The sequence below is a fragment of the Nostoc sp. DedQUE08 genome (assembly GCF_034530895.1).
Lineage (GTDB): Bacteria > Cyanobacteriota > Cyanobacteriia > Cyanobacteriales > Nostocaceae > Nostoc.
The window spans coordinates 234,280-251,887 of sequence record NZ_JAVRCD010000004.1; the positions used below are offsets into that span (position 1 = coordinate 234,280).

Genomic DNA, 17,608 nt, shown 5'->3' on the forward strand with positions numbered 1-17,608 from the left:
TTTGTACCAAAATTAATTTTTCCGGGTAGCAAAGTAGCCGTTTTAACTTTGCTGATATTTAGCTGTACTGAGGTTAGGGATCGCTCGTGCAGCAGTCAAGGAAAGGTTCTTTGGCGATCGCCTCTAAACCGACTGATTGTAAAAGTTCTTCCCATTCAGTTGGCTTCTGGCGGCGCAATTGAGCAACGGTATTCAGTGCTTCCTGCCAAATTTGAGACTTTGCATAAATTTTTGCCTGTTCTAGAAGTCCTGCCCCAGCTAGCTGATTTTTCAGGGATGAACTTATTTCAGTACGCTGGAGTAATCCCTTGACAAATTGATCCTGAGAGCGGTCTTGAAAATCGCAAATCATCGTGAAGTACCATCGATAATACTTGCCAATTTGGAGAGAAACATTTGCTGGTAATTCCAGTTTAATGATGCCAGGAGTACTAGGCAGTTTAAAAGTTGTCAGATAAACCTGATTGCCAGCTTCATCTGTCAAAGCCAATTCTCCAGATTGGGCAGTATTTTCAGGAATGTACCAATATAGTGTTGGATTGGCTGCAACCGTTTTCCCAAAATTATTTTTTGACGGCATCAAAGGCGTTATCGGTATTCCTCTCTCATCGATACAAGAAGAGCCACGCGTTCCTCCACCCAATGTTTGAGAGGGCGCTCCTCGGTCATCTACAGGTGGGAATTTGAGACTGACTTTCCACTCCACGTTGGATGGCGATCGCCGTGATGGCAAGCCAGCAAAAGTGACAATGGTGGGAGAAAGTGCGCTAACAAGGATCGCTAAAAACAGAAAAGATTTTGGTAAATTCATGATCCACGTAAAGACTTGTATTGAATGTAAATCTTTGAAGCAGTAAATCAGTCTTTTCAGAAGTATAGTTGAGTGCTGTTAACGGATAGCTAAAGTTTAGCCCGTGCTGAGTCAAGAGGCAGAGCCTCTTGGAACTCGTTCCCAGCCTGGAGGCTAGGAACGAGGGTACAATAAGTCTTTGGGCTTTACAAGCGTGCCATTCCGATCCCAGTTAATTGGATCGTTTATTTTCTGGAAGTCCCTTACCAGGGATTGCCGACGAGCGTGAAACCGCTCCAATAATAAGGATGAGCAAATTCTTTGTCTCCTATCTGTCTTAACTCCGGCGGTAAAGGAAAACTCTGACTCGCTGTTACCAACTGACCCTTCTCTAGTCGCACCTGGCCCTTGAGCATCGCTACCTGTGCTTGCCGTAGAGCCTCGGCTTTGATGGGAGTTTCTTTCAATTTCTCGTAGAAACTTGTCATTAGTCCCATTGTGCTTTCATCGTTGACAGACCATAGACTGCCCATCGCTGATTTCACTCCTGCTAACACCGCCAAACCTGCAAATCCCAACTCCGCTTCTGGGTTGCCTAATGCTGTACGACAGGCACTCAAAACCAATAGTTCCACTGGTGGCTGACTTAACTTCAACTGCTGCAATTGGCTAATTAGTAATTTGCTATACCAAAACTCAATATAGGATTTATTGATATTACCAGGCTGAAAGTTGGCATGGGTAGAGAAATGGACAATACCAAACGTCTGTAAAGCGCGGGCTTGTTTGAGCTTTTCCACTGTGAAGTTTTCGTTGAGGAAAGACTTACCAGACCACAATTGACTAACGATTAAAGACAACTCTACTGAAGCTGCTGGTAAGGGCTTTTGATCGGGGAAGCGATCGGCTCCCATCGCTAAGACTTGCTGATTTCTCACATCCGCATAGCGAGTGTCAGTAAGTGATAGGCTGGGCATAAGACCAACGCTGTATCTTTCCACAATAAACCCTTGTCCGTCATGCAGGGCGGCGATCGGCAGGGAGCGTAAACCCGCGTCCATCAAAAAGCTGAGATTCGTGATTTTTTGAGCTTGTAAATCCTTTTCCAAAGGCCCAAGCAGCCACTTATAGAGCTTTTGAGCCAAAGCTAGATATGGGGGAGAGCGTTGAATGTTAGTGATAGCTGCTTGGAATTCTTGAGCGTTTTTGAGGACTTGCTCTCGCGTCGCTCCCTTAATCTGCCGTCTGATTGGTGTTCCAGAGGAAGTGACCATCACTAGTTCGAGCTGGTAGTTACCTTGAGCTTGTTGCGTAGTGGGTTGTACTTGCTGTCGGCGCTGCTCCAAACTTTGAGAATTGAACTCCCAGATAGGTTGTGGTTGCTTAACAGTCTCCTCTGGTTGAGATTTGGAGTCTTGCTCGGTTTTGGGTTGAAATAAGACATAAATCAGGGCAGGTTTAATGCCAGTGGCTTGTTCAATTCGGCGCAATATAGCCTGAGCTTCTTTTAGGGTTTTGATGCGGGCATTGCTGATGCCCAAATGGTTCTCAAAGGTCTTGGTGAAGGCTTCCTCCAGTTCTGGTAGGTTGGTGTCAGTTGCTGGTGTGGAGGCAAAGGTTACTTGTAGTGGCTGCGTAACAGGGAAGGGATTGCTGAGATCGACGGGATTAAAATTAACAAGTGGAGTCTCAGTTGGGGGTGGAGGGGGGATAATAGAGATTTTCCCGCCAACGATCGCACCAGCTGTACCATTTACCGAGGCATTGCCAATCTGAAACGGATTTAAGTTGCCTCCCCCATGCCGGATCGTGATGTCTCCGCCACTGTTACCGCCAAGGCTGGAAATGCTAGCCAGACTGCTGTTGCTGTCGGTGAAGGTGTCTGTGACTCGGAAAAATTGTCTAGCGGTAATATCTATGTCACCGCCTCTACCGTTTTTCCCACCTTGGGCGTTAATCTGGGTAGCTTGAATGTCACGGCTGGAGTCAAGGGTGATATTGCCACCGTTGCCGAAACTACTGCTGGAATCAATTGCGCCAGTGGTAATATTGGTGGCAGCTTTGGCGATGATGGCACCACCGTTAACTCCTGAACTGTTCAGGTTGCCCGTGGAAATGGCATCGCCGCTTTCGAGAGCGATCGCTCCTCCATTCCCAGTTGTAGAACTAGTATTGAGAGTTCCCGCACTGGTATTGATATTGCCATTGGTACTGGTTATTCTAATCTCTCGACCTTGATTTACCACATCGCCAGTGGTAATGTTTTGGTTGGCTTGCAGGTTAAGGGTGGCATTGTCAGCTCCTGTGAGTTGAAATCCACTAGTGTTGATGGAACCTGAGCCAAAGGGCGATCGCAAAGTAACCGGATCGTTGAAAGTCACATCACCTGCCAAGGTAATGCTACCGCTGCTGTTATCTCGCCCGATCGATATTTGAGAAAAGCCATTTTGCCAGGTGTTTAATTTACTGGCATTTAGATTTAAACGGGCATCGTTAATGTTGCCACCCAAGGTAATGCCTAAGCTAGGAGTCCGAGGCTGCAACTGAAGGATACCAGTACCTTTGATTTGGGTGGAGCCAAGGAAGTTCATTTCATCAGCAGTGAGGGCGATCGTACCACTGCCTGTTCCAGTGGGGTTAATCGAACTGTTGTTAATGCTAATTCCTTCTGTGCTGTTTCTACTAGCACCTTCTAAGGTTATATTTCCTGTTGCCGTCGATTCCACTTCTGCGCCGTCTTCCAGTAAAATACCGAAGTTACGATTTCCCTCTCCATTACCGCCAGTACCCGTGAGGTTGATATTTCCATTGGCTGAACTGACTTTGGAATTGCGACCGATATATATCCCCTCACTAATATCAGTCCCGACTCCGGCAATCCCCTCTAGAGCAATTGTCCCCGTTTTAATCGCAGTGATGGCGCTACTGTTTACTTCAATGCCGTCGTTGTCCCTACCTCCTCTGGCGTTACTAGTACCTTGGAGTGTAATCTTCCCAGTACCCGTGGAACTTACCAGGCTATTGTTAAGCTGAATCCCGTTGTTATTGTTTCCATTCCCGTAGCCTATGCCTGTTAAGCTGATATCTCCATTTTCAGCCATGATGCTGCTATTATTCAGCAAAATACCTTTCTGCTCGCTCGCATCAGCGTTGTTTCCCTGACCTTTAATTGAAATATTGCCAGTACCAGAGTTGAGAGTAGCTCCATTAAGGCTGACTCCAATGGGATTTGCTGCTGTTCCTTGTGCCGATTCGTTTAAGGGGTTACTACTACCGCCCAGAATTATATTGCCTCCATTAGAATCGATCGCAGCACCGCTTTTGATAGCGATCGCTCCTCCATTGATACCGTCTCGATCTGCATTGAGGGTGACATCCAACTTCCCCACACCACTGGCTGTTAGCTTGGCATTTGAGTTGATAAAAATACTGTTATTAGCTTCTAGCGTTAGATTTGTATTGGCAGTACCCGTTGTGCCGATGTTGGCATTGATGTTGATATTGCGATCGGCAGCTAATTTCAAGTCAGAACCGCTACTCCATGAGATCGGATTGCTGACTGTAATATCTCCTTTGCCAGCCAAACCCGATGTTGTCGAAACGGTAACATTACTCAAAGCTAGTTGATTTTGTAGTCTAGTCGAGTTGAGATTAGAAGAGGTTGTAGTGGTGTCAGCAAATATCCCCCTACCGAAGGTCATACTGGCAGTATCCATCGCGCTGCTGATGGTGATATCAGTCGGATCTAGCAGGAGCGTGCCGACTTCTCCCGCAGGCGATCGCAAATCAACTAAGCCTTGAAATAAGAGCAATCCCTTGCTAGATACTTCTACTAACCCGCCATTGCCATTAAGCCCGCCGATGGCGTCGATCTTACCAAAGAACTGAGTGCGATCGTTTGACCAAACAATCGCCCGACCGCCATCACCGTTTCGCAGGGCGTTAGCATTAATTACCGAATCATTGCTAACAAACGTCTGTGAGGCATTGGGCAAAATACCTTGACCTTTGTAGTCTCCCCCAATCCGAACGATGCCGCCACCAGATGTGCCAGAGGCATTAATGTTAGCACCAATCAATCCGACGCGATCGCCCAAGACGTTTACTGTACCACCTGTCTGCATAACTCCTGTATTAGAAACATCTAGGGTTCCAGAAGCGATCGTAGTTCCTGCGGCAGTTGGGATAGTTGTACCAGATCGTGTTAACTGTACTGTGCCAGCATCTAAATTAGGTCTTACACCCAGATTTAGTCCCTTAGCCCCTTGGGTTAACAGCGTTGGCAAATCCAGAGGGTTAATTGCTAGGTGTTGGTCTGTTGTATTTCTTGGTAGTTCTAGCTCTAAACTCAGCAGGTTTCCCGCTTGAGAGATCCGAATCAGGTTTGTCCCTGGTACTGCTGCAAGAGTGATATTGCCGCCAGGTGCGCTCAATGTAGCCGTATTGATAATACTTCCACCGATTAAAGCCAGATTGTATCCTTCTAAAACTGACAAACTACCAGCATTGATAATAGTCCCAGGATTGGCGAAATCAAAGGCAAACCCGGAGGGATTACCATTTAAATTTGAGTAATCATTTTTACCGACTGCATTAAACCAAAAACGATTGTCAAAACCAATTGCTGTAGCAGTCGTTACTGTAAAATCAGCCGGAAGGTTAATTTGGGCATTCGGCCCAAAAATGACTCCTGCTGGATTCATAATGAATAAGTTGGAATTTCCTCCAGTTACCTGAATCAATCCATTGATGGTTGAAGGATCTCCACCGACAACTCGTGTGAGAATATTGTGAATATCGGGATTCGCGAGAAAATTGGCAATCTGCTCTTGATTGAGTCCAAATTTCTCTAAGCTATGAAATAGATTCGCCCGATCGCCAGAAAGTTTACCTCCTTGGATATCGATGCGATTACCCTCTTGAGTTACAACTGTCCCTGTCCCATCATTAGCTGGAACAATCGATTGTCCAAGTACGGGTTTGGCAGCAATGCTCCCTAACCAGAAGCATAGGGTGAGCGCGATCGGCAATGCAGCATTCTGACTTCTAAACACCAGTTGCTTTTGCTGACAAAGACGCTGTAAGTAGCTTGTTTCCCTAAAAAAGTACAAGTGCGCAATTACCGACGCTCGATGACTCGCTACCGCTGACGCTCGATGACTCGCTAACGCTGCGCTAACGCTAACGCCAACGTACTGCCTTACCAACGGACTATTTCCTTTTGACTTTTGATTTTTTCTGTTCACTGCCAATTCCCCAAGCTTAAAGTTGATAATTCACTTGGAATAAAAGCCATCATCTATGAGCATTATTGCTATGTGCGATCGCCATAATTCTAGTGGTGCGCTACACAAACTTTTCCTCGTAGCCAGCAGAGGGGAAAGAACACTTGCGAACTATCTTCTTTTTGTCCAAAGTCCAAACAGTAGATATCTTTAAAATAGTATCATTCTAATATATAAAAATATTAGAGAATCTTTTTACACAAAAATATGAGCAACATACTGAATTATCTTGAAGACAATCCTAAAAAACAAAGTTTTTGATTAGTTGGGAGTATGAACAATTACAACAATTAATTTTAAATACCCAATGATTGTATCATGAAAAACAAGCTTTATTAGAATTGAAAAAAGTGAAAATTATTGTTATACGAGGAGGTCGTAAACCAAAACTATCTATTAAATAACAAATTATTTTAAAAGGCTCGACCTTAACTTCTCACGACGAATACATACTGCGTTGTCTTGTAGTTTAAAAATTTACTTTATAAATTGTCTCTTAATTAACGTAACCAATAATTAGTGATGAGCAGATGGGGTCATTAGCTTCATCCACTGTTACATTTCATACCTTAAAACCAAGTATGTCTTTTTGGAATTTAGCACGCGATGTGAAACAACAAATCGCTACGAATATCCAGCGCAACGATCTATTTAGTATGATGCTAGCGTTTGGACTGGCAGTGGCAACAAAGGGGATGCTCTTAAATCAAGTACTGGCAAGTGTTGGAGTCACTAAGCTTGGTTTAGTTAACATTTTTGATCGCTATGGGGTATTTCAACTCGAAGAAATTAATGCTGTAGCTTCAGCATCGGTGTTTCCAGGTGTTTTTATGGTTGAGGCATTAAGGTTTCAGAAAAACATGTTTTTGAATTTTATATTTTCTGAGCCTTCACTCAGTTAGGAAACGATCGCGGCACTTGCAGACGATGCTATTGCCTACCTAGTTGATGCTTGTGCAGATTAGAGTTTTTGCCAGCGTAAATTTGTTTTTTTGGTAGTAACTAGTTGAGTTTCTCAGGAAGCAGCATCATATTCATCAACTACAAGTAGGCTTTGGTCAAGTCCAGTTTTTTTGAGTGTATCCAAGACCATTTCTTGCGGAGCAACTATGTAAATATTTGCATTAGCATCTATTGTTTGTTTAGCAAAAATGAGTACCCGCAGACCCGCACTGGCCATATATTCTAAGTCTTGCATCAACAACACGAGGTGTTTTGGATGCTCAACTGCTGCTTTCTCTACCTCTGTCTTGAAAATGGGTGCAGTCATTGCATCTAATTCTCCAGACAAAGTGATTTTAGCAACATCATTGCCGATCTCTAGTGTGACGCTCAAAGCCATAACTTTTTCCTCTATGCTTATTTATTTGAATCTATTCGTAAGATTTTAATGTCGGAGATAATTTATCAACAAGCAATTATACTTAAATATTGCTGAAAATTGGCGTTGTAAACATAATCTTTGAACAGGTGATGCCTACTTTGGGCTATGTTTACGCGTAAGGGACTTCCAACTCAAAAAAAATCCCATCGCTTTGTAGGCAGAGGGGCAGGGAGATATTAACAGTCTATACTTTGACGACGCCTTCAGGAGCTTGTTGGCGGATAGGCACTTGAATTATGAAATTAGTGCCTTGCCCAAGGCTAGAAAAACATAGCAATTTCCCACCATGCTTTTCTGTAATGATTTGGTAGCTGATTGCCATACCCATACCTGTTCCTTTGCCTACGGGTTTGGTAGTAAAAAATGGATCGAAGATCCGGTTTTGAACCGATTCTGGCATTCCTTGTGCATTATCAGCGATCGCAATTTCTATTGATTGTGAATCAACCACTGAAGTGCGGATAGTAATTTGACTGGGATTTTCTTGTATCTGTTGAGAGGTACGCTTGATGTCTGCTTCATCAAGGGCATCGATTGCATTTACCAAAATATTCATCAATACTTGATTGAGTTGACCAGGATAGCATTCTACTTGCGGCAAGTTGCCATAATCTTTAATAACTTCAATTGCTGAACGGTCTGGTTTATCTTTAAGGCGATGTTGCAGAATCAAGAGCGTACTTTCGATACCTTCATGAATATCAACTGTCTTAAATTCCGCTTCATCCATACGCGAAAAATTTCGCAGCGATAGCACAATATTACGAATTCTTTCAGTCCCCATTTTCATCGAAGACAGCATCTTTTGTAAATCTTCCACAAGAAATTCTAGATCGATTTTCTCTGCTAATGCTTGAATTTCTGGGTCATGACTAGAATGGCGTTCTTGGTAGAGATAAATCATCTGTAACAAGTTTTCAGTATATTCATCCAAGTAAGTAAGATTACCGTGAATAAAGTTGACTGGGTTATTGATTTCATGGGCAATACCTGCTACCAGTTGACCCAGACTAGACATTTTTTCACTTTGAACTACTTGTGCTTGGGTACGTTGCAATTCACTCAAGGCTGTTTTCAGTTCAACAGTCCGTTGTTCGACTCGCGCTTCTAGTTCTGCATTACTATTTTCTAAAGCCACAAAGGATTCGCGCAATTGTCCTGCCATGTGATTAAAAGAGTGAGCAAGAGTGTTGAGTTCATTGATATTCCCTTCTTCGAGTGTCTGTTGTAAATCACCAAATGCTATTGCCTGAGTAGTCTGATTCAAGCGCAAGATAGGATGGGCAATCCAACGCGAGGTAAATATGCCAATCGTTGTTGCGACTATCAGCGCCCCAAAACACAGCAGGATACTAATTTGGGTGTTGGCATGGATTTGCGCCATGTAAGTTTTTTCCGGAATACCAACTACCACTAACCAGTCCAAACCATGTTGGTCTCGCCAAGGTACAATATGCACATAGAAATTTTCCCCTTGAACATTAACTTTCAGTTTTTGGGTATTGGTAATCGACTGGAAATTTGGAATGCGCTGCTGAAGCTGCTTGGCAATGTTTTGTACCGCCGGATTGGGGCTGTCGATCGCTTTCAGGCGTTTAATTTGGTTATTGACTACAGTAAAAGGCTTTTCTTGAGCAGAATTGGCAACCAACATACCATCACGCTCCATAATAAAAACTTGTCCAAAGTGGCTGACATTTAATTTTTGTAAAAATTCACTGAGTTTCAACAGGTGAATTTCAGCCCCGACAACACCAATCAGTTTTTTGCTGGCATCATAAATCGGACGACCTGCCGATGCCACAATATAGGGGGGATAAGCAGGATCGTAATAAGTATAAATGCGAACCCAGATAGGTTTTCCGGCTTTCACAGGTTCAGTATAGGCAAGTTCATTGACGGTATCCCAAGTACTGGTTGTCATCACTTTGGTTGGGTTGCCATGATTATCTGTTAAGTAAGTTTTCGTATTTTTCGGCAGACTTGGAGTTTTGATTGCATTATCATCGATTGTCACCGTTTTGCCATCGTAGCGGCCGGCTCCAGTTCCTTCTCCAGTTGCTAGGTTCAAGCTGATAAAGGTTAGGTCATAAGCTTGCATTTCGTGCCAGAAATACTTACCAACCTTGAGGCGATCGCGCACATCCAGCAATCCCATATTAATTGCATCCGCATTTAACTGGATAACTTTATGGGGAATCGACAGGTAAGCATCCAAATGTTGATTTACTTCACCACTAGTTCGTTCCATCAACTGATCCGCCAGATCGTTCACCGCTTTCTCGCCATTTTTAAATGACACATATCCAACCAGTCCCACGATGGCAAAAACTTGCAATACGAAAGGAACGATCAGAACAAGGTGTAATGAAAATGCACGGACTTTGCTAGATGGATGTATCTTCATAAGTGGTAAATCTTGGTTCGCTCAAGTCTTGGCTTAACCTAGATTACCCATCACAAACTTCATACTATCAAATACCAGGAATATCACTTAGTTGTATTTATACTATTTTTCAGATAATTTGTGTTTCATCTTCCCGAACTTTATCCTCAATCAAGCTCATTCCTTGCTTCTGCGAACAAGATAAATACATCTTTGTCCTGCTATTTGGGATATTTAATGTGATTTACTAAATATTAATACTTAGTAATTAAGTTTACTTTAATAATGCGATTTGAAAAATGTTTCAGTAGCTAAACATTACTTTAATAATCTTAATGAAGTATTAATGTTTATAATGATTTAATATTTGTAGAAATAAAAATTCAAGGTTTTTGAATTCCAAAAACCAAATCTGGCAATCAAGAATGCCAAAAACTTCATAAATTAACTGTTTGCAATTTCAGACCTGATATCGGTATTCAGAAATCTTTGGTAATCAACCAAGCTAACTGAGTATCAATTTTGTCTTAGCTGTATTCAGAAATACTTGGCGATCGGGCTAGTGAAATGCGTATTAATTTTACGTATCAATTTTGCTTGGTTTTGATATGCCGCTAGTATCACCGTTTGCAAATTTAGTCCTGATATCAGTATTCAGAAATCTTTGGTAATCAACCAAGCTAACTGAGTATCAATTTTGCCTTGCCTGTATTCAGAAATACTTGGCGATCGGGCTAGTGAAATGCGTATTAATTTTACGCATCAATTTTGCTTGGTTTTGATATTGCCGCTAGTATCACCTTTTTTATATTTACACCAACTTTTGAGACAAATCGACCGACACTACTTCAACTCTTGAAAGGACTAAAATTGTGAACACATTCGATTGCCTAACTCAGCAGCTAAATCAACTGCTCGCTCAGGATTACCTGGCATTTAGTATTACAAAAAATCCTGTTGCACAAATGCTGAGCAAAGCAAGCTTTGCTCAGATTGCTTATATCATGCAGCAATATTCGATTTTTCCAAAGGAGTTGGTGGGTTTCACAGAATTAGCAAGACAGAAAGCGCTGGTAGCAGAATGGGACATTGTAGCCCAAGAACTCAAAGAAAACATTGCTGAAGAAATGGGCAAAAGTACACAAGGAATTTCTCATTACACGCTTTTAGCTGAAGGGTTAGAACAAGGACTGAATGTTCCTGTGAAGAACGTAACGCCATCGATCGCTACATCCAAATTGTTAAGAACTGTGCAATCGATATTTGAGCAACAACTACCTAATGTGCTGGGAGCAACCTATGCGATCGAGGCAACCTCAATTCCAGAATTAACTCTGATCGTGCAACTTGTAGAGTGGTTGCTAGAAGGAGCAATGCCCAAAGATTTGGAATATTTCTTTAGCAAACATTTAGATGAGTGGGAAATTGAACATGAAGCAGGCTTGAGAACATCTCTGGCAGCATATATCCAACCCGAACAATTTGGAGAGTTTGCAGCAGGGTTTCGGGCAACGATCGATGCGATGGAAGCTTGGTGGCAGGAATTAGCACAAGAGGCAATCTCATCTGGGGTTGTTCTGACTACAGCGATCGCTCAACACCACTGATTAAATAGAACTTAACACTATGAATATCTTCACGCATTCATCATTTGTAGATGAAACTCCTAATAGTAATAAACCAAAATTTGGGCTACCTGGTGATTACTACTTTAGCGAGCAAATTTTTGCTTACGAGCAGCAAACTATCTGGCGTAACACCTGGCAGTTTGTAGGACGTGAATCCGATCTACCTAATCCTGGGGATTATTTAACTTGCCAAGTTGGCGATCAACCCATGTTCGTGATTCGAGATAATAATGGTGAATTGCAAGCAATGCACAATGTTTGTCCGCATCGCGGAGCGCAGATGTTACAAGGGCAGGGTCATTGTCAACGGGTGCGTTGTCCGTATCATGGTTGGAACTTCAATTATGAAGGCAATCTTAAAGGTTTACCTCGCGCTGAGTGTTTTCCCAATTTAGAGAAGTCGGCTGTCTATCTAGCTAAGGGACGAGTAGAGACATGGGGCGGCTTTATCTTTATTTGCTCAGAAGCAGAAGGCGAATCGTTAGTCAGTTATTTAGCCGGATTCTCAGCCTATTTAGAGCAATATCAGCACTCTTGGCAGGAACTTCAGCAGGTCGATCGTTGGTTTTATGAAGAGCCAGCCAATTGGAAATTTCCCATTGAAAATTATCTAGAGTGTTATCATTTGTCAGTTGTTCATGCCCAAAGTTTAAAGTGTTTCGATCCGAAGAATATTATTTACACTTCAACTGGGCGACACTATCAGATATTTGTTCCTTTTACAGATGATGAATTTGTCAAAGATCACCCCGCTTTTTCAGGAGAACCAAGGGGACAATCGTATCAGGGCTTCATCTTTCCTAATATGATGGTGAATACTGCAAGAGACAAAGTTTCAGTTTTTCGGCTGACTCCTTTATCTCCCACAAGAACTAAGTTTGAGGTTTTCATTTATCAAACAAAAGCACAGATTGAAGCATTTCCTTATAAGCAGGATGAATTTAGACCGGAATTTGAGCGGGTGTTAAATGAAGACTTTGGGGTGGTGCGATCGCTACAAGCAAGCGTTCATTCTAAAGCTTATGGTGTACTTCAGTTTGCAGATATTGAATATGGAATTTCTCACTTCCATCAAGTTTTGTCGAAGTACTAATTTGTCATCAATAGTCATCTTCTTTAAAGGCAGAATCCAATACCCAATATAATGAGTTTTGAATCTCCCAGTCCCAAAATTTATCTTCTTGTCCGTACAATCTTAGCCCCTACGGCGATCCATAAAGGCTTAGATGCGCGATCGCTACAATCCATTGAAGTAATTTTGCTGAAAAACGGGAAGACTATGGTTAATCCCAAATGGGGAAATTTCTATAAAAATCCTGAACAGCAAAATGCTCAAAAAATCTCTACTTAACTGTTTAATTTTGCCTTTTTCTCTAGTGCCCTGGCTCTGTGTGGGAACGCTTTTTGATTCCCAAGCCAATGCTTTACCAGGACAAAGTACAGAAGAGGTAGGCACTTGGATTAAAGCACATCCGACACTCCGCCCCAGGAGAGGGGAGCAATTATTTGTGCAAAAGACTGATACTGCTGCCCAACGATTCACTTTTCAAGCGTCAGTATTGCCTCCTGGTAGGGTGGAGTTTTCCAAAGACCGGGGCACAATTCGGACTGAGCGCATTACTATGTATGATGCTATTAACGGCATGACATTTGCGCGTCTCCAAGAATCCTTGCGGGTGATTTATGGCTTGGAGATTTATCAAGATTACGATCGCGCCCAAGTTGTGTATCAATATCCCAACCAGAAGGTAGTTAATTCCGCACGTCTGGCTAAAACTCCGATTCGGGAAGCCTTAAAGGGAGAATTACGAGTAGGCGATCGCTATGTATATTGGGTGGAAGTTGCCCAACCCAAGAATGGCAAAGCTTTTACCGGTCAAATGACCGTTTTGCTCAAAACTGATTTAGGCAAGTTAGAAAATGAACTGCAAATTCGTTAGTGGGCGACAAGAGGAGGCAGGAGGTAGCAGGCAGGAGGCAGAAGTTCTAAAATGTTTGAATTTTGAATTTTGAATTTTGAATTTTGAATTGATTTCTCCCTCATCTCTTCCCCAACTCCATAGTCGCTAAGGTTTGCCATATACCCGAAAAGATACTTTCAGCTGCTAAGGAAATTCGTAGTAAATCTTCTTTGAGTAGTGGTGGCCAATCAACCCCGGCTTTACGTCCTGCGCCAAATAGCTGTTGCGCCTTAATGCTTAACTGATAAAGGGCTAAAGCCAGTTCTCGGTCTACGTTCTTTGCATCTTTGAGGGCTTCAAACACCACTTTCAATGCCAACAAAATCGAAGTGATCTGACCGGGTACCGGCGGTTTGCCCTGTTTCATACGCGTTAACAGCGCATCTGGGTTTTCCTCGGTTGTGATTGTCTGATCTATGAGGAGTTTCCTAGCTGTTTCGTAATTCATGTAGTCAGTTTAGCGTACATTTTGCTTCAGCAGTAATACTTAATTAAAAAGTAATAAAACGGCTTTCTAGTTATTTATAGCAATCTCTGATGATTTGTGAAATGATAGGCGTGGGGAAAATGATGAGGAATTGGCCATGCTCTAGGTTAACCAGATAGACTGAATATAATATCTTTGAAAAATACATCTGACTAGGAATCAAAAGTAAAATGATCTCATTGAATTTACTAGAAATTGAGCGCTCTATCCTTGCCTTGTCTGTGGAAGAACAACTTTGGTTGTTAGAAAGTATTGTTCGACAAATCCGAGAAAGGGAATATGTAAAAGATAATTTTAATGATGCTAAAAATCTAGATGAACAACTGCAAGTAACCGCTACCCTGCCAAATATTCAAACACAAATTGCTACTATAAATGATGAGTTTGCAATTTCTGAAATCCTCTGATGATATGTAGGAAAAAATATTATGAAATTGCCAGGGCTAAAAAATTAAATATACAAGTTATTAGTGAGCGATCGCAAAAAAAATTGCTGAGTGCAATCGCAGTCTCGAAATTAATCATTTACATCGCACTCAGCAGTTTTATTCAGTAATGAAAACAAGTTTTTGCGTAATCTAGATTGCCAACCTGTTTTCGTTTACACGGAGATGTGGCGATCGCAAAATCAAATTATTAACCAAAATCCCCATAGTTAAAATTATGGAGATGTCCCTATTTACTTTTAATTTTGTTTCATTTGTCTTTACGATTAAACCCTATTATGGTATGTAACTGTGGGAAATACGCTCTGATGATGTTGCTGATTATCAGTCAATAGGGATAATCTCGCAAAAGCAAATTTTAACGGTGCTTATTACATTGTTTAAAGTTATGTAGCCTTTTGATTACGGCCTATCAACCACTGCGGTAGACTATGCGTTGATTATGATTCTTTCGCAGAAAAGAACACTCGAAAGGAGCCGTTTTTTCAATGTCTCATACCGTAAAAATCTACGATACCTGCATTGGCTGCACCCAATGCGTCCGCGCTTGCCCTACTGATGTACTTGAGATGGTTCCTTGGGATGGCTGTAAAGCTGCTCAAATTGCCTCTTCACCCCGTACAGAAGACTGCGTGGGCTGTAAGCGCTGCGAAACTGCTTGTCCCACCGACTTTTTGAGCATCCGGGTTTACCTGGGCGCTGAAACAACTCGCAGTATGGGTCTAGCTTACTAAAAAGCTGAGTGCTGAGTGCCCAGTGCTGAGTGCTGAGACAAAAAGAAGTAAATCAGAAACACAATTTCTTGATTCTTCACTCGGAACCCAGAACTCGGAACTCAGCACTCAAGACTTTTAATTGTCTCAATAGCAAGCACCTTTACGATCGTAAAGTGGACACTGCCCGCCTTACGAAATCGCAATTTTAGATTGGGGATATAATCTCTGGGTATCTAAATCCTAGAAGTTGTATTTGTACCGTCAGGTCAAAAGCTGACGGCGAATCCGCTGTAAAAAAACCTAAAATCCATAACAATAGCTAGTAGTCTGCCAACCTAAAAATGTTAGGTGGAGGTTGGGTAAAGGTTAAAGGGACTCATGGTAAGGGATAAAAAACCTTTTCCCTTTCCCCCTTACCCTTTTCCCCGCTTGCGTTGCCAAGGCGAACTACTAGTGGTAGGGGAGTAAATCACTCCCTTTTTCTTTGCAAAACGTCCACTTTATGCTACCTACTATACTGGATTTAATCATCCTGAAAAAAAGTGGCGTGAAGAATGTGCGGAATTGTTGGATATATAGGCACTCAAGCAGCGACAGACATTTTACTAGCTGGACTGGAGAAACTAGAGTACAGGGGCTACGATTCGGCTGGAATCGCCACTGTTTGGGAAGGTGAGGTAAATTGTGTGCGGGCAAAGGGTAAACTCCATAACCTGCGTTCTAAACTGGAACAAATAGAAACCCCTGCCCAAATTGGTATTGGTCATACACGCTGGGCAACTCATGGCAAACCAGAAGAGTATAATGCCCATCCCCATTTGGATACAGCAAAGCGAGTGGCAGTGGTGCAAAATGGCATTATCGAAAACTACCGCGAGTTACGCGAGGAACTCAAAGCTAAAGGACACGAATTTCGTTCTGAAACCGATACCGAAGTCATTCCCCATCTAATAGCCGAATTTTTAAAGAATCTTCCCCCTTCATCTCCCTTCCTTGAGGCAGTTCGCCAAGCCGTTAACCATTTGCGCGGGGCGTTTGCACTTGCAGTTATTTCTGCTGATTTCCCCGATGAATTGATTGTTGTTCGCCAACAAGCACCTTTAGTAATTGGTTTTGGTCAAGGGGAGTTATTTTGTGCCTCTGACACACCTGCGATCGTTTCTTACACCCGTGCAGTACTACCTCTGGAAAATGGCGAAATTGCCCGCCTCACACCTTTGGGCGTTGAGATTTACAATTTTGCTGGCGACAGGTTGAAAAAACAACCCCGGCTGCTCAACTTCAATCCGGCAATGGTAGAAAAGCAGGGATTCAAACATTTCATGCTCAAAGAAATTCATGAGCAACCAGGAGTAGTAAGAGCGAGTTTAGACGCATACTTTAACCCAACCGAATCTACCGAATCACCAATCAATCTTGGTTTACCTGAAGATTTATATACCGATTTAGAACAAATTCAGATCGTCGCCTGTGGTACCAGTTGGCACGCAGCATTAATTGGAAAATATTTAATTGAACAACTAGCAGGAATTTCAACTCAGGTGCATTACGCTTCTGAGTATCGCTATGCACCATCACCCGTGACGGCTAACACCTTGATCGTTGGCGTTACCCAATCAGGTGAAACAGCCGATACCCTAGCAGCTTTGACGATGGAAAAAGAACGTCGCCAAGGGAAAGAACCCAAATATCAAGCGCGACTACTGGGCATTACCAATCGTCCTGAAAGCAGCCTTGGTCATCTAGTACCTCATGTCATCAGTACCCTAGCAGGAATTGAAATTGGGGTGGCGGCGACAAAAACTTTTACTGCTCAACTGATGGCGTTTTATGCTTTGGCATTGGATTTAGCAGCTCGTCGTCAGACAGTTTCAAAAGATACACTAGATCAAATTATTAATGGGTTGCGACAGATTCCCAAAGAAATTGAAGCGACTTTGGCAAATCAGGAAAGTTTAACTGAACAGCTAGCCCATGAATTTGCTGAAACTCAAGATTTCATTTTTGTGGGTAGAGGAATTAACTTTCCCATTGCTTTGGAAGGGGCATTGAAATTAAAAGAAATCAGCTATATTCATGCTGAAGGGTATCCGGCTGGAGAGATGAAACATGGCCCGATCGCACTTTTAGATGCGAAAGTACCAGTAGTTGCGATCGCAATCCCTGGTAGTATTTACGAAAAAGTTATTTCTAATGCCCAAGAAGCCAAAGCCAGAGATTCTCGCTTAATTGGCGTGACTCCCGTCAACGATAGCGAAGCTGCGGAAATATTTAACGATCTTCTTCCCGTCTCTCATGTAGAAGAGTTACTTTCTCCCATCCTTACAGTAGTTCCCCTGCAATTATTGGCTTATCATATTGCCGCCCGTCGCGGTTTAGATGTCGATCAACCAAGGAATTTGGCAAAAAGTGTCACGGTAGAATAGTATAATTTTATACTTTAATTTAAATGTGGAGGAATAATTCGGTTGAACAATTAGTAATTCGGTTAAACAATTAATAATTCGGTTAAACAATAACCCTTT

Annotated in this window: 13 protein-coding genes; 8 read left to right on the top strand and 5 right to left on the bottom strand. The window is 42.4% G+C overall.

Going from position 1 to position 17,608, the window contains the following annotated elements:
- Positions 1-73: 73 nt before the first annotated feature.
- Both RMY64_RS04515 and RMY64_RS04520 read right to left on the bottom strand, forming a co-directional pair.
- Positions 74-811 (bottom strand): DUF928 domain-containing protein, encoded by a 738-nt coding sequence (locus RMY64_RS04515; protein WP_322699417.1) that lies wholly within the window; start codon positions 809-811, stop codon positions 74-76.
- A 242-nt stretch (positions 812-1,053) separates the two neighbouring features.
- Positions 1,054-6,036: a CHAT domain-containing protein gene (locus RMY64_RS04520; protein ID WP_322699418.1), complete on the bottom strand. Its 4,983-nt coding sequence runs from the start codon at positions 6,034-6,036 to the stop codon at positions 1,054-1,056.
- A 620-nt stretch (positions 6,037-6,656) separates the two neighbouring features.
- Between RMY64_RS04520 and RMY64_RS04525 the strand changes: the two genes are divergently transcribed.
- Complete coding sequence (locus tag RMY64_RS04525) at positions 6,657-6,977, top strand: hypothetical protein (protein WP_322672794.1); 321 nt, start codon at positions 6,657-6,659, stop codon at positions 6,975-6,977.
- A gap of 113 nt (positions 6,978-7,090) precedes the next feature.
- Here RMY64_RS04525 and RMY64_RS04530 read toward each other — a convergent pair whose 3' ends face one another.
- A complete protein-coding gene (locus RMY64_RS04530; protein WP_322672793.1) occupies positions 7,091-7,417 on the bottom strand; it encodes an anti-sigma factor antagonist in 327 nt (108 codons plus the stop codon).
- 226 nt (positions 7,418-7,643) lie between these two features.
- Entirely contained in the window at positions 7,644-9,866 is a 2,223-nt protein-coding gene (locus RMY64_RS04535; protein WP_322672792.1) for a sensor histidine kinase, read from the bottom strand.
- An 851-nt stretch (positions 9,867-10,717) separates the two neighbouring features.
- Here RMY64_RS04535 and RMY64_RS04540 point away from each other — a divergent pair.
- Genes RMY64_RS04540 through RMY64_RS04555 form a run of 4 tightly spaced genes read left to right on the top strand, consistent with a single transcriptional unit; the run spans position 10,718 to position 13,413 of the window.
- A complete protein-coding gene (locus RMY64_RS04540) occupies positions 10,718-11,452 on the top strand; it encodes a DUF3865 domain-containing protein (RefSeq protein ID WP_322699419.1) in 735 nt (244 codons plus the stop codon).
- 19 nt (positions 11,453-11,471) lie between these two features.
- The gene (locus RMY64_RS04545; RefSeq protein ID WP_322672790.1) at positions 11,472-12,566 is read left to right on the top strand and encodes an aromatic ring-hydroxylating dioxygenase subunit alpha; all 1,095 of its coding nucleotides are present in this window, start codon (positions 11,472-11,474) and stop codon (positions 12,564-12,566) included.
- Positions 12,567-12,617: 51 nt separating this feature from the next.
- Positions 12,618-12,824 (top strand): hypothetical protein, encoded by a 207-nt coding sequence (locus RMY64_RS04550; RefSeq protein ID WP_322699420.1) that lies wholly within the window; start codon positions 12,618-12,620, stop codon positions 12,822-12,824.
- Entirely contained in the window at positions 12,802-13,413 is a 612-nt protein-coding gene (locus RMY64_RS04555) for a hypothetical protein (RefSeq protein ID WP_322684356.1), read from the top strand. The genes RMY64_RS04550 and RMY64_RS04555 overlap by 23 nt, the downstream gene beginning before the upstream one ends.
- A gap of 100 nt (positions 13,414-13,513) precedes the next feature.
- Here the strand turns inward: RMY64_RS04555 and RMY64_RS04560 are convergent, their stop codons facing one another.
- On the bottom strand, positions 13,514-13,882 hold the full coding sequence (locus RMY64_RS04560) for a Dethiobiotin synthetase (RefSeq protein WP_322672787.1): 369 nt from the start codon (positions 13,880-13,882) through the stop codon (positions 13,514-13,516).
- 209 nt (positions 13,883-14,091) lie between these two features.
- Between RMY64_RS04560 and RMY64_RS04565 the strand changes: the two genes are divergently transcribed.
- From RMY64_RS04565 to glmS, 3 genes are all read left to right on the top strand, one after another.
- Positions 14,092-14,328 carry a hypothetical protein gene (locus RMY64_RS04565; RefSeq protein ID WP_322672786.1) on the top strand — a complete coding sequence of 79 codons (237 nt, stop codon included), beginning with the start codon at positions 14,092-14,094 and terminating at the stop codon, positions 14,326-14,328.
- Between the two features lie 527 nt (positions 14,329-14,855).
- Entirely contained in the window at positions 14,856-15,101 is a 246-nt protein-coding gene (gene psaC / locus RMY64_RS04570; RefSeq protein ID WP_012411495.1) for a photosystem I iron-sulfur center protein PsaC, read from the top strand.
- 536 nt (positions 15,102-15,637) lie between these two features.
- Entirely contained in the window at positions 15,638-17,509 is a 1,872-nt protein-coding gene (glmS, locus tag RMY64_RS04575; RefSeq protein WP_322699421.1) for a glutamine--fructose-6-phosphate transaminase (isomerizing), read from the top strand.
- Positions 17,510-17,608 lie beyond the last annotated feature (99 nt).

What these genes read in the sequence shown, in the direction of transcription:
- RMY64_RS04555 (WP_322684356.1), top strand. Translation starts at nt 12,802, where the DNA reads ATGCTCAAAAAATCTCTACTTAACTGTTTAATTTTGCCTTTTTCTCTA.
- glmS (WP_322699421.1), top strand. Translation starts at nt 15,638, where the DNA reads ATGTGCGGAATTGTTGGATATATAGGCACTCAAGCAGCGACAGACATT.
- psaC (WP_012411495.1), top strand. Translation starts at nt 14,856, where the DNA reads ATGTCTCATACCGTAAAAATCTACGATACCTGCATTGGCTGCACCCAA.
- RMY64_RS04550 (WP_322699420.1), top strand. Translation starts at nt 12,618, where the DNA reads ATGAGTTTTGAATCTCCCAGTCCCAAAATTTATCTTCTTGTCCGTACA.
- RMY64_RS04565 (WP_322672786.1), top strand. Translation starts at nt 14,092, where the DNA reads ATGATCTCATTGAATTTACTAGAAATTGAGCGCTCTATCCTTGCCTTG.
- RMY64_RS04530 (WP_322672793.1), bottom strand. Translation starts at nt 7,417, where the DNA reads ATGGCTTTGAGCGTCACACTAGAGATCGGCAATGATGTTGCTAAAATC.
- RMY64_RS04545 (WP_322672790.1), top strand. Translation starts at nt 11,472, where the DNA reads ATGAATATCTTCACGCATTCATCATTTGTAGATGAAACTCCTAATAGT.
- RMY64_RS04515 (WP_322699417.1), bottom strand. Translation starts at nt 811, where the DNA reads ATGAATTTACCAAAATCTTTTCTGTTTTTAGCGATCCTTGTTAGCGCA.
- RMY64_RS04535 (WP_322672792.1), bottom strand. Translation starts at nt 9,866, where the DNA reads ATGAAGATACATCCATCTAGCAAAGTCCGTGCATTTTCATTACACCTT.
- RMY64_RS04525 (WP_322672794.1), top strand. Translation starts at nt 6,657, where the DNA reads ATGTCTTTTTGGAATTTAGCACGCGATGTGAAACAACAAATCGCTACG.
- RMY64_RS04560 (WP_322672787.1), bottom strand. Translation starts at nt 13,882, where the DNA reads ATGAATTACGAAACAGCTAGGAAACTCCTCATAGATCAGACAATCACA.